Annotated in this window: 12 protein-coding genes; 4 read left to right on the forward strand and 8 right to left on the reverse strand. The window is 68.8% G+C overall.

Annotation, left to right across the window (positions count from 1 at the left end; translation table 11 throughout):
• Positions 1-15 precede the first annotated feature (15 nt).
• From gltX to AC07UH_RS09755, 3 genes are read left to right on the forward strand one after another with little or no spacing between them, the layout of a single operon-like run.
• Positions 16-1,422 (forward strand): glutamate--tRNA ligase, encoded by a 1,407-nt coding sequence (gltX, locus tag AC07UH_RS09745; protein ID WP_495179978.1) that lies wholly within the window; start codon positions 16-18, stop codon positions 1,420-1,422.
• A 16-nt stretch (positions 1,423-1,438) separates the two neighbouring features.
• The gene (locus tag AC07UH_RS09750; protein ID WP_137896993.1) at positions 1,439-2,722 is read left to right on the forward strand and encodes a citrate synthase; all 1,284 of its coding nucleotides are present in this window, start codon (positions 1,439-1,441) and stop codon (positions 2,720-2,722) included.
• The gene (locus tag AC07UH_RS09755) at positions 2,722-2,925 is read left to right on the forward strand and encodes a hypothetical protein (RefSeq protein ID WP_495179977.1); all 204 of its coding nucleotides are present in this window, start codon (positions 2,722-2,724) and stop codon (positions 2,923-2,925) included. Before AC07UH_RS09750 ends, AC07UH_RS09755 begins: the two co-directional genes overlap by 1 nt.
• Positions 2,926-3,152: 227 nt before the next feature.
• Here the strand turns inward: AC07UH_RS09755 and AC07UH_RS09760 are convergent, their stop codons facing one another.
• The 4 genes from AC07UH_RS09760 to AC07UH_RS09775 all read right to left on the reverse strand — a co-directional run bounded on the left by AC07UH_RS09760 (position 3,153) and on the right by AC07UH_RS09775 (position 7,165).
• Complete coding sequence (locus AC07UH_RS09760) at positions 3,153-4,496, reverse strand: sensor histidine kinase (RefSeq protein ID WP_495179976.1); 1,344 nt, start codon at positions 4,494-4,496, stop codon at positions 3,153-3,155.
• The gene (locus AC07UH_RS09765) at positions 4,493-5,560 is read right to left on the reverse strand and encodes a DUF2336 domain-containing protein (protein ID WP_495179975.1); all 1,068 of its coding nucleotides are present in this window, start codon (positions 5,558-5,560) and stop codon (positions 4,493-4,495) included. The genes AC07UH_RS09760 and AC07UH_RS09765 overlap by 4 nt, the downstream gene beginning before the upstream one ends.
• A gap of 67 nt (positions 5,561-5,627) precedes the next feature.
• Positions 5,628-6,809: a nucleotidyltransferase family protein gene (locus tag AC07UH_RS09770; RefSeq protein WP_495179974.1), complete on the reverse strand. Its 1,182-nt coding sequence runs from the start codon at positions 6,807-6,809 to the stop codon at positions 5,628-5,630.
• A gap of 65 nt (positions 6,810-6,874) precedes the next feature.
• The gene (locus tag AC07UH_RS09775) at positions 6,875-7,165 is read right to left on the reverse strand and encodes a hypothetical protein (RefSeq protein WP_038660267.1); all 291 of its coding nucleotides are present in this window, start codon (positions 7,163-7,165) and stop codon (positions 6,875-6,877) included.
• A gap of 111 nt (positions 7,166-7,276) precedes the next feature.
• Here AC07UH_RS09775 and AC07UH_RS09780 point away from each other — a divergent pair, with 111 nt between their 5' ends.
• Positions 7,277-9,565: a coiled-coil domain-containing protein gene (locus AC07UH_RS09780; RefSeq protein WP_495189821.1), complete on the forward strand. Its 2,289-nt coding sequence runs from the start codon at positions 7,277-7,279 to the stop codon at positions 9,563-9,565.
• A gap of 16 nt (positions 9,566-9,581) precedes the next feature.
• On the opposite strand, the gene AC07UH_RS09785 is transcribed toward AC07UH_RS09780, so the two are convergent.
• The 4 genes from AC07UH_RS09785 to AC07UH_RS09800 form a co-directional block, all read right to left on the reverse strand.
• Positions 9,582-9,737, reverse strand: coding sequence for a hypothetical protein (locus AC07UH_RS09785; RefSeq protein ID WP_169742522.1), 156 nt, complete (start codon positions 9,735-9,737; stop codon positions 9,582-9,584).
• 110 nt (positions 9,738-9,847) lie between these two features.
• Complete coding sequence (locus AC07UH_RS09790) at positions 9,848-10,132, reverse strand: DUF1467 family protein (protein WP_038660276.1); 285 nt, start codon at positions 10,130-10,132, stop codon at positions 9,848-9,850.
• A 6-nt stretch (positions 10,133-10,138) separates the two neighbouring features.
• A complete protein-coding gene (locus tag AC07UH_RS09795) occupies positions 10,139-11,794 on the reverse strand; it encodes a ribonuclease J (protein WP_038660279.1) in 1,656 nt (551 codons plus the stop codon).
• Between the two features lie 56 nt (positions 11,795-11,850).
• Positions 11,851-12,633: a type III pantothenate kinase gene (locus AC07UH_RS09800; protein ID WP_495179972.1), complete on the reverse strand. Its 783-nt coding sequence runs from the start codon at positions 12,631-12,633 to the stop codon at positions 11,851-11,853.

Raw genomic sequence — 12,633 nt, forward strand, 5'->3', positions numbered from 1 at the left:
TGGGAGCAAGCGCGGTTGAGCGCCACGAACGATAATCCTGCGACGATCGTCACGCGCTTCGCGCCGTCGCCGACCGGCTATCTGCATCTCGGCGGTGCGCGTACCGCACTGTTCAACTGGCTCTACGCGCGCCATCAAGGCGGCAAGTTCCTGCTGCGCATCGAGGACACCGATCGCGCCCGCTCCACCCAGCCGGCGATCGACGCGATCCTCGGCGGGCTGAAATGGCTCGGCCTCGACTGGGACGGCGACGCCGTCTTCCAGTTCGCCCGCGCCGACCGTCATGCCGAAGTCGCGCATCAGATGGTCGCCAGCGGCCACGCCTATCGCTGCTACATGACCGCCGAGGAGATCACCGCGCAGCGCGAAGCGGCGCAGGCGGCGAAGCAGCCGCTGCGCATCCGCTCGCCGTGGCGCGACGCCGATCCGGCGACGGCACCCGCAGACCAGCCCTTCGTCGTCCGCCTCAAGGCGCCGCGCGACGGCGCGACGACGATCGAGGATCGCGTCCAGGGCTCGGTGACCGTCCAGAATGCCGAGCTCGACGATCTGATCCTCCTGCGCTCGGACGGGACGCCGACGTACATGCTCGCGGTGGTGGTCGACGACCATGACATGGGCGTGACGCACGTCATCCGCGGCGACGACCATCTCAACAACGCCTTCCGCCAGCTGCCGATCTACAAGGCGAACGGCTGGCCCGAGCCCGTCTACGCGCATATCCCGCTGATCCACGGCACCGACGGCGCGAAGCTGTCGAAGCGCCACGGCGCGGTCGGCATCGAGGCCTATCGCGACGAACTGGGCATATTGCCGGAAGCCTTCGACAATTACCTCCTGCGCCTCGGCTGGGGCCATGGCGACGACGAGATCATCAGCCGCGAGCAGGCGACCGAATGGTTCGACCTCGCCGGCGTCGGCAAGAGCCCGTCGCGCTTCGACCTCAAGAAGCTCGAAAATCTCAACGGTCATTATATCCGCGCCGCCGATGATGCCCGTCTTGCCGCGCTGATCGCGCCGATCGGCGGCTATGCCGACACGGAGTTGCTGACCCGCGCGATGCCGGTGCTCAAGGCGCGCGCCGCCAACCTCAACGAATTGAGCGAGGGCGCGCGCTTCCTGTTCGCCCACCGCCCGCTCGACCTCGATCAGGCAGCTTCGGACCTGCTCGGCGGCACCGCACCCCGGCTTCTCGCTGCGCTGCACGCCGCGCTTGACGCGGTGCAGCAGTGGGATCAGGAGGCTCTCGAAGCAGCGGTACGGCAGGTCGCCGAGGCCCAGGGCGTCAAGCTCGGGCAGGTCGCCCAGCCGCTCCGCGCCGCTCTCACCGGGCGCAAGACATCGCCCGGAATCTTCGACGTGCTCGCGCTTCTCGGCAAAGAGGAAAGCCTCGGCCGGATCGCGGACCGAATGGCAGTCTGATAGGAAGGACAACGACATGACCGACGCCGCCAAAGTATCCGTGGACGGTAAGGATTTCGACTACCCGGTCATGTCCGGCACGGTCGGGCCGGATGTTGTCGACATCCGGAAGTTCTATGCGCAGACCGGCGACTTCACCTACGATCCGGGCTTCACCTCGACGGCGTCGTGCCAATCGAAGCTGACCTATATCGACGGTGACGAAGGCGTTCTGCTGCACCGCGGCTATCCGATCGGCGAGCTGGCGGAAAATTCCAGCTTCATGGAGGTCGCCTACCTACTGCTCAACGGCGAGTTGCCCGAGAAGGGCGAGCTGGCGCAGTTCGAGCATACGATTTCGCGGCACACGATGGTGCACGAGCAGCTCGCGACCTTCTTCCGCGGCTTCCGTCGCGACGCGCATCCGATGGCGATCCTGTGCGGCGTCGTCGGCGCGCTGTCGGCCTTCTACCACGATTCGACCGACATCCACGATCCGGTGCAGCGTACGATCGCCAGCCACCGCCTGATCGCCAAGATGCCGACGATCGCCGCGATGGCGTACAAGTACAGCGTCGGCCAGCCGTTCCTGTATCCGGACAATTCGCTCAGCTACACCGGTAACTTCCTGCGCATGACCTTCGGCGTCCCCGCCGAGCCTTATGAGGTGAATCCGGCGGTCGAGAAGGCGATGGATCGCATCTTCATCCTCCACGCCGACCACGAGCAGAACGCGTCGACCTCGACCGTGCGTCTCGCCGGTTCGTCGGGCGCCAATCCATTCGCGTGCATGGCGGCGGGCATCGCCTGCCTGTGGGGCCCGGCGCATGGCGGCGCCAACGAGGCGGCGCTCAACATGCTGCGCGAGATCGGCACGCCCGAGCGCATCCCCGAGTTCATCGCCCGCGCCAAGGACAAGAACGATCCGTTCCGCCTGATGGGCTTCGGCCATCGCGTGTACAAGAATTACGATCCGCGCGCGACGGTGATGCAGAAGACGGTGCGCGAGGTGTTCGACGCGCTAAAGGTCAACGATCCGCTGTTCGACACCGCGCTGCGGCTCGAGGAACTGGCGCTCAGCGACGATTACTTTATCGAGAAGAAGCTGTTCCCGAACGTCGACTTCTACTCGGGCGTAATCCTGTCGGCGATCGGCTTCCCGACCTCGATGTTCACCGTGCTCTTCGCGCTCGCCCGCACCGTCGGCTGGGTCGCGCAGTGGAACGAGATGATCACCGATCCCGACCAGAAGATCGGTCGTCCGCGCCAGCTCTACACCGGCCCGACGCAGCGTAGCTACGTTCCGGTGGACCAGCGCTGATGCGCCGCGCCCGGCCGGTCCTGTTCTCCATCGGCGTGCTGATGGCGCTGATGGGGATGCTGTGGATCGGTCAGGGCCTGGGCTACGTCCATTGGCCCGAATCGAGCTTCATGCTCGACCAGCGGCCGTGGGCCGACCGCGGCGTCGCGCTGGCGGTCGCAGGGCTGCTGCTGATCCTGGTGGCGCGACGGATGCGGCGGTAAAAGCGTCGATCGCCTAATTCCTCCCCCGCCAGGGGGAGGGGGACCGTTCGGCGCCAGCCGAATGGTGGAGGGGGAGGAAAGGCGGGAGCTTTACAAGCGGGCTCTCACCCTTTCCTCCCCCTCCGTCACGGCCTCGCCGTGCCACCTCCCCCTGGCGGGGGAGGAATATCCCGTATAACTCCGCCGGTTCCAAACGCTGCGATCCCCGACATCCTGCGGCAATGCCCCTAAACCGGCAGCGACAGCGTGAACCGCGCACCGTCTCCCGGCACGCTTTCCACGCCAAGATCGCCCCCCATCGCCCGCGCCAGCCGCCGCGCGATATAGAGGCCGAGGCCGTTGCCGCCCGCCTCGCTCGGATCGACGCGTTCGAACTTCTCGAAGATGCGCGCCTGATCCTCCGGCGCGATGCCCTTGCCCTGATCCGCGACGACCGCTTCGGCCATGTCGCCGCTGCGGCTGACCGTGACGCTGACCACGCCACCCTCGGCCGAATAGCGTAGCGCGTTGCCGATCAGATTGACCATGATCTGCAAGGCGCGGCGAAAATCCCCGGAGGCCGGCACGCGCAGGTCCGGCAAGGGGCGCGCGATCGCCACGCCGGCATTGGCGGCGCGAACCGACAGCAGGCCGGCCGCGCGCCGGGCGACGTCGGCAAGATCGATCGCCTCGGTTTCCAGTGAGAAATCGGCGCGCTCGACCGCCTGCAGATCGACGAGGTCGTCGACCAGTCCGAGCAGATGGCGACCGGCATTGGCGATATCCGATGCATAATCGACATAGTCGCGTTGCACTGGCCCCTCCGCCTCGGCGTGGATCGTGTCGGCGTGCGCGATGATCCGCGCGAGCGGCGAGCGCAACGCGCGATCGAGCCCCTCGGTGAAGTCGGTCGAGATCGTCGCCTCGACCGGCGCAGGCGCGGTTTCCGCGACGCGCGCCACGCCGGCCAGCCCGGCGAAATCGCCCGCGGCATCTTCCTTGACCGTCGCGGTCAGCAGCATGCGCGTATCGCCGCTGCGTAGCCGCGCGCGCTGCTCGTCGAACGGGCGCCGCCGCGCCACCGCCTCGAGGATCGGCAAGGCGCCACTCTCGGTCGCATCGAGCGTGAACAGCGAAGTCAGCGGCTGGCCGAGCAGCCCGAGCGCATCGAGCCCCAGCCGCCGCGCCGGATCGATCGAGACGAAGGTCAGTCGCAGGCCGGCGTCGGTCTCCCACGACATCGCGCCATCCTCGATCACCGTCGCCAGCGGTCGTTCCGCGACAGGCTGCGGGCGCAAGCCGCGCCAGCCGCTCACCGCCATCCGCACCCCCTCGCCGTCCGGCTGCACCCGCACCCAGAGTTCGAGGTCCGCGTCCTGATCGGCGACCGTCACCGACCGCGACACCAGGATGCCGAGTCGCCGCGCGAGCCGCACCACCGTCGCCAGCTGCGGGATCGCCAGCGCCGCCCCGATCGCCCCGCCGGCCTGATCGTTGAGCGCCATCAGCGCCGGGTCGGCGGCGATCAACCGCCCCTCGCCGTCGAGCGAGGCATGGCTCAGCGGCATGTCGGGAATGCTGTCGACCCTCATCGCACCGCCTCGCGAGTGAGCGCCGCGATCGCCATGCGCAGATCGTGGTGCAGCGTCAACGGCGCCAGCGCCGACCGCGCCGCCTCCGCCGACACCGTGACGATCGCGTCGAGATCGTCGGCGAACGCCTCGATGTCGCGGCGCGGGTCGGCATCCGCCAAGGCGAGGGCGATCCGTGCGATCGCGCTCCGGTCGAGCCCGGCCGCACGTAAGGCCAGCCACAGCCGGTCGCCTTCGGGTTCGAGGACGATCGTCCGCGCGCCCTCGAAGTCGAGATCGACCGCCCGGCCGAGCACCGCGATGAACAGCAACAGCCGCCGGTCGCCCAGCGTTTCGATCAGCAGTTCGCCGACCTCGTGCGGGCGCGCGTCGATCGCCGCCGCCAGCCGCACCGCGGCAGCTTCGGGCCGCTGCCCCTCGTCGTGTGCGGCGAGATTGCGTTGCGCCGCCTCGACGATCGCGCGGTCGACGCCGCCGTCCTCGCCGCCCGCAGCGACCTGCGCCTCGCGGATCGCGGCCGCGACCCACCAGACCAGTTGATGATGGCGTTCGGCGGGCAGGATGCCGGTCACCACCCCGCCCTGCTCGGCAGCGGCGCGGCGCCGCGTCTCCGCCGACAGCAACGCGCGCGCGGCTGCGGCGACGACGCCATCGTCGACCTCGGCGAGCCGGACCAGCAGGCTCGCCTGTTCGGGGGTCGCCGCGCTGGGCGCGAGGCGCGCGGCGATCAGATCGCAGGACACCTGCGCGAGAAGTTCATCGATCAGCAGCCGGTCGCGCAGCAGCCCGGCGCGCGACAGTCGCTGCACCACGTCGTCCTGCGCCGTCAGCAAATGCTCGGCGCGCGCTTCGGCATCGCGTCCGGACAGGATGCGCGCCGCGTGACGACGGATCTCCGTCTCGATCCCCTGCACGACGCCGCTCAGCACCCGGCCCAGCGTCAGCCGCGTCCGCTCGTCGAGTCGCGCCTCTTCGGCGAGGAAGAAGTCGGCGATCGCTCCCGTCAGGCGCGCGTCCGCCCGCGCGGCGAGCCGGCGCGCTGCATTGATACGGGTGTCCAGCACATCCCGCTCCGTCTGTTCCGGTCCGACCGCCATGGCCTGACGCTACCTCTCTATCATTAAGACAGCGCTAAGGGTGCCGCCGCAATCGTTCGATTGCAGCGGCAAGCGTGGCGGCGGCGTAGACGGCGGCGAGACCGAGCCCGATGGCGGGCGCCGAGACGATCGCACCGCACCAGACGAGCAACAGATAGGCGGGCGCACTGCCCCACCAGCTCCGCCGCGGTCGGTGCCCGAGCGCGCGTTCGCCGAGCACCGCAAGCAGAACGAGACCGATCGCCAGGATCTCGGGCGCGCCGTCCGCCTGTGCCTGCGCAGCCTGTCGACCGTAGAACAACGCCGCCAGCGCCGGCAGGCCACCGGCAAGCCGCTGCAACCAGCGCTCCGCCGCGGGCTCGTCGCGCAGGTCCGCCAGCGTCGCGGCCAGCGACAGGCCGAGCGTGCCGAGCACGGCCAGCAACAGCCCCGATCCCGGATAGGTGATGGCGATCAACGTCAGCCCGAGCACGCCGACGACTCCCGCGCCCGCCGCCACCGCGGTCGCCGGAACCGTGCGCGGGACGAGCAACGGGATCACCGCGCGCGCGAGCGGCGCCGTCACGAATCGCTCGAACCAGCCGCTGCGGCCGGAGATCATCGCCGCCAGCACCGTCCGCCCCCGCGCCTCCAGCGCCGCCGCGGCATGGCCGACGCCGTGGCCGCCGCGGATCGCCTCCTGCGGCAGCAGCACGTGGACCGCATGCGCCTGCGAGGCGAGGCGCACCAGCGTCGACTGGACGTCATAGTCGCGCGGCATCGCGGCCAGTTCCGCAAGCCGGCGCGGATCGAGCCGCGCCACCCCCGCCCAGACCATGCCGCTGCCGACCCGCTCATAGCCGAGCGCCGCCTGATCCTCGGGCATCACCAGCAAGGCGTCGCCGCCGTCCCGCGCCAGCGCCGCCAGCGTCTCCGCGGTCGTCGTCAGGCCGTCGGCGAGCATCAGCACGCGGGCCAGCGGGTGGAGCTTCTCCGCCGCCTCGGCCGCGGTGCGGACCGTATCGACCGCGACGCCGCGCTTGCCGATCCGGCTGATCGCGCCGAGCAATTCCGGCGTCAGCCGCGAGACGAGGATCACGATCTGCGACGCGCCCGACGCGATCAGCAGGCGTGCCTGATATTCGATGAGCGTCACGCCGCCGAACGGCAGCGTCGCGGTCAGCATCGCGGGCCGATCATCCGCGTCGTGCATGGCGAAGAGAAGGCCGGCGAGCATCCGGCCGCTGTTAGGCGGTGATGCCGCCCCTGCCTAGAGCCACGCGCGCTTTGTCGCGCGTCGCCTCAGAGCCGGTCGATCGACCGCCGCAGTTTGGCGAGCAGCGCCGCATCATGGGGCAGTTCGGCCGCCTGCGTCGCGAGCGCCATCAGACGGACCGCGCCGAAGCTCGCCGCCAATCCCTTCAATCGCGCCGCCGCACCGCGCCATTCGTCGTCGTCCTGCGCCGCCTCCAGCGCGACCAGGCCGCGCTGCGCGCTCTCGACGAACGCCAGCCGCAACTCGGCGATCAGCGCCGGTTCGTCCCCCACTGCCGCGGCCAGCGCCGCATCGATCGCACCTGGATCATAAGCCATCGCCGGTATGTAGCGCAGCGCTGCTTAACCAAGTGTTGCGGTTTTGCTTTATGAGGGTCGCGAAGACGGGTAGGTTCGCCATCGAAGAACGGGGGTTCCATGATCATCGACATGCGGGCAGACAGCGCCACCAGCGACGCTTACGCCTCTGGTGAGCACGATCGGATCGGCGGCTATATGGCGGAAAACGAAGGCGAATGGCAGGCCGAGCCGCTTCCCTGGACGGACGCGGCCGAGCCGGAGTCACCCCGGTCCGCATGGCTGCCGCCGGTGCTCGCGCTGCTCGTCTCGCTGCTCTGGCTTGGCGGCATGCTGTGGCTGGCGCGCGATCAGCTGCCGTTCCTGCTGCCCGTCGACCTCGCGCAGTTCATCGCCGCGCTCGCGGTCGTGCCGGTGCTGATCGGCATCGTCTACCTTCTCGCGATGCGGACCAGCCGGCGCGAGGCGCGGCGGTTCGGCGCCACCGCCGCGGCGATGCGCGCCGAGGCCGCGAGCCTCGAACGCACCGTCGCGATGCTTTCGCACGCGCTCGACGGCAACCGCCGCCAGCTCGCCGAGCAGGTAGCGACGCTCAAGACCATGGGCGACACCGCCAGCGAGCGCCTCACGTCGGTCAGCCGGGGCATGGCCCAGCAGATCGACCAGGCGGAAGCCCACGCCTACGCCCTCTCCCAAGCCGCCACCGATGCACAGCAGAGCCTCGGCGTGCTGCTTGCCTCCTTGCCGCGCGCGCAGGCCGATGTCCTCGATATCCAGCATCTGCTCGACGATACCGGCCTTGCCGCGAGCGAGCATGCCGCGGCGCTGTCGGCGCAGCTCGCCGCGCTCGCCGAACGTGGCCGCGAGGCGGAGAACGTCACCGGTAGCGCGGCGCAGAAGCTCGCCGCACATATCGCCCGCATGGAGGCGACCAGCGAAACCGCGAGCGCACGGCTCGAAGCCGTTACCGGCAGCATGTCGGACGCGGTCGACGGCCTGCTCGACCGTACTGCCGATGCCGTAGACGAGGCGCGCAAGGGCATCGCCGTGCAGGGCGAGGCGATGCTGGCGATGCTGCGCGTCAATCAGGCGGCGCTCGACAGCGCCGCGCGCGACAGCGTCGATGCGCTCACCGAGCGGGTCGCCGGGCTGGAGGACGTGATCGATCGCGTCACCTTGCGCCTGCACGACCAGCGGATGGCGAGCGAGGAACTGCTCGCCGGACTCGACGGCGGCATCGGGCAGGTCGAAACCCGCCTCGACCAGCTTCACGTGCACGGCGTCGAACGATCGCAGATGCTCGCCGCGTCGATCAGCGCGCTCGGCGGCTCCGCCGACGCGATGACCGAGGCGTTGCGCGCCGGCGACGTCATGGCATCGCGGACGATCTCCACCACCGAATCCTTGCTGATCGCGCTCGATGCCGCGGCGCGTGAGATCGACGAGACGCTGCCCGAGGCGCTCGGCCGGCTCGATGCAAAGGTCCTCGCCAGCAAGCAGGTCGTCGTCGCCGCCAAGCCCGAACTGCTGGCGCTGGTCGCCGCCGCGGAAAGCACGCACGAGGCCATCGAGGCGATCGCCGGCGTCATCTCCGAACAGAGCGGCACGCTGGATCAGCTTTCGGGCACCCTGCTGCAGACGTTGAGCGAGGGGCGTGCCAAGGCGGATGCGCTCGGCATGATGGTCGACGAGACGATCGAACGGACCCACCGCTTTGCCGAGGACGCCGCGCCGCGGCTGGTCGACGCCCTGCTCCGCGTCCGCGAAACCGCGACGGTCGCCGCCGACAAGGCGCGAGAAACGCTTTCCGCGGTCATCCCCGATGCCGCCGCGCAATGGGAGCAGGCGGGCGCCGAGGCGATGCGCCGCGCCACCGGCGACACCGTCGAGCGTCAGGTTCGCGCCATCGCCGATGCGACCGGCGAAGCGGTCGAGGCGGCGACCCGCGCGACCGAGCGGCTGTCCGCACAGGTCCGCCAGATCCTCGAACAGACCGCGCTGGTCGAAGCGAAGATCGATCAGGCGCGCAGCGAGCGCGACGAAGCCGAACACGATACGTTCGCCCGTCGCGCCTCGCTGCTGATCGAATCGCTTCACTCGGCGTCGATCGACATCACCAAGGCGTTCGCACCCGAAATCTCGGACAGCGCCTGGGCGGCCTATCTGAAGGGGGACCGCGGCGTCTTCACCCGCCGTGCGGTCCGCGTGCTCGACCCCGCCGACGCCCGCGACATCGCCCGGCTGTACGACGACGACGAGACGTTCCGCGAGGCGGTCAATCGCTACATCCACGACTTCGAGAGCATGTTGCGCAATATCCTCGCGCAGCGCGACGGCTCGCCGCTCAGCGTGACCTTGCTGTCGTCCGACATGGGCAAATTGTACGTGGCTCTGGCGCAGGCGATCGAGCGCCTGCGCTGAGCCACAGGCACGGCGATCAGTTGATCGTCGTATGTTCCGGAGAGGATCGATCGTCGGTGAGATCGTCGATCGCCATCGCGATGCGCGCGGCGATATGGTGCCGCCCCTCCTCGTCCATCAGCACGAGCGCGCGGGTCAGCAGATCGAGCGTCTGAAGGCTGGTCGGGGTCACGCGCGCGGCCTTCCACGATCAGGCGGCCCCGGCGGCCACCGTCCCGCACCATAACAGATTCGGGACGCGGAATGCTGGCGGCGAGATGACATCGGCGTCATCTCGCCCGCTCACACCGCGTTATACACCGCCTCGCGATTAAAGAGGTCGAGCATCTGCGGCGTGACCCAGCCGAAGCGGTAATTGGCGAAGAACAGGACGAACAGCAGGGTCGCGACGATCGTCACGCGGATCGCGAGCCGGCCGAGCCGGAAGTCGTGCGGGGCGCTTTCGGCCTGACCGGCGACATAGTCGCCCCCCACCTCGCGCGTCGTGCGGACGCCCCAAGGCAGGACAAGGAAGACCGAAAACGCCCAGAACAGGACGTAGATCGCCAGCATCGACGTCCAGCGCACGGGGGATCAGGCCTCGACGATCAGCACGTCGACGATCGGCTTCTTGCCGGTCCAGCGCGTCGCGACGCGACGTACCGCGAGGCGGATGTCCTCGCGACGCCGGTCGAGCTCGCGCTTCTGACCCTTCATCGCCTCGGCAGCGGCTTCCGCGGCATCCTCGACGAACGCCGCGCGATCCTCCTCGACCGGCACGCCCTGGACGCGGATCTGCGGCCGGCCGAGCGCGCGCCCGTCGCGACCGATCGCCACCGCGACCGAGATCTGGCCGTTGATCGCCAGACGGCGCCGCTCGTTGATCGTCGAGCCGTCCGCCGGCAGGATCACGTCGCCGTCGAGCACCAGCCGGCCGACACCGGCATTGCCGATCTTCTCGACCTTGCCCGGCAGCAGGCGCAGGATATCGCCGTCGCTCTGCACAATCGACTGCGGCACACCCTCGCTCAGCGCGAAACGGGCATGCTCCATCATATGGCGCATCTCGCCGTGGACGGGGATCAGCACCTCGGGGCGGATCCACTTGTACATCTGCGCGAGTTCCGGGCGGCCCGGGTGACCGGAGACGTGGACGTGCGCCTGACGCTCGGTGATCATCACCACGCCCTTGCCCGCCAGCGTATTCTGGATCTTGCCGATCGCCACCTCATTGCCGGGGATCTGCTTCGACGAGAAGATCACCGTGTCGCCGAGGTCGAGCTTGATGGTGTGCGAGCCGTCGGCGACGCGGGCCAGCGCGGCGCGCGGTTCACCCTGACCGCCGGTGGCGACGATCAGCACCTTGTTCTTGGGCAGGCGCATCGCCGTCTCGGGATCGACCGTCTCCGGGAAGTCGCCAAGATAGCCGGTGGCACGCGCGACTTTCAGGATCCGGTCGAGCGAGCGGCCGGTGACGCACAATTTACGCCCGGTTTCCTTGGCCACCTGACCCAGCGTGTGCAGCCGTGCGGCGTTCGAGGCGAAGGTGGTGACGAGCACCCGCCCCTTGGCCTTGGCGACCTGTTCGGCGAGCCCGACCCGCACCGACGCTTCCGACCCCGACGCATCCTTGTTGAAGACGTTGGTCGAGTCGCAGACGAGCACGTCGACACCGGCATCGCCGATCCGGCTGAGCTGTTCGGGACTGGTCGGCTTGCCGATCACCGGGGTGGGATCGAGCTTCCAGTCGCCGGTGTGGAACACCCGGCCGGCCTTGGTCTCGATGACCAGCGCGTTGGGCTCGGGGATCGAATGCGACAGCTCGATGAAGCTGACGCCGAACGGGCCGATCTGCACGCCGGCGATGCCGCCGTCCTTGCCCGGCTGGATGACGCGCAGTTTGACGCGGTTGGCGTTGCCCTCTTCCTCCAGCTTGCCGCGGATCAGTCCGGCGGTGAACGGCGTCGCGTAGAGCGGCACGCCGAGGTCTTCGGCGAGATACGGCAGCGCGCCGATATGATCCTCATGGCCGTGGGTCAGCACGATGCCGACGAGATCGTTGATGCGATCCTCGATGAACGAGAGATCGGGCAGGACGATGTCGATGCCGGGATAGGCCGCATCGGCGAAGGTCACGCCGCAATCGACCATCAGCCATTTGCCGGCATGGCCGTAGAGATTGACGTTCATGCCGATCTCGCCGGAGCCGCCGAGAGCACAGAAGAGAAGTTCGTTGGTCTTGGGAGTCATTTAGGTCTTTCAAAGAATGTGGCGCCCGGCGGGCCGATGGATGGCGCGAGCGCGTCTCAGCCGATATGGGCGTTTTGGTACATGATCGCCAGCCCCTGTATCGTCAGGTCCGGCTCGATGACGTCGAACACGTCGGTATGCTGTTCGAACAACGTGGCGAGGCCGCCGGTGGCGATGACCTTGACCGGGCGGCCGATCTCGGCCTTCATCCGTGCGACCAGCCCTTCGATCATCGCGATATAGCCCCAATAGATGCCGATGGTCATCTGATCGACGGTGTTGCGGCCGATCACGCTGCCGTTGTTCTTGGGCGCCTCGATCGCGATCCGCGGCAGCTTGGCGGCGGCGCTGACCAGGGCGTCGAGCGACAGGTTGATCCCCGGCGCGATGATGCCGCCCTTATAGGCGCCCGAATAGTCGCTTGCATCGAAGGTCGTCGCAGTGCCGAAGTCGATGACGATCAGATCGCCGTCATGCAGCGCATGCGCCGCGATCGTGTTGACCGCGCGGTCTGCGCCGAGGCTCTGCGGCTCGTCGACGTCGAGCACGATGCCCCATTCCACCGGCGCGCGGCCGGCGATCAGCGCCTCGCTGTGGAAGTATTTCTGGGCCAATACCTGAAGATTGTGCAGCGCGCGGGGCACGACGGTGGCGATGATGACCGAGTCGATCTGGCTGCGGTCATGGCCTTCGAGCGCGAGCAGCTGGCTGAGCCAGACGGCATATTCGTCGGCGGTGCGCCGCGGATCGGTGGCGATGCGCCAGCGCGCCTTGATCGTCCGCCCCTCGACCAGCGCGAAGACGACATTGGTATTGCCGGCATCCACCGCGAGCAGCAT

This window comes from Sphingomonas sp. GW821-FHT04B01, assembly GCF_059420425.1.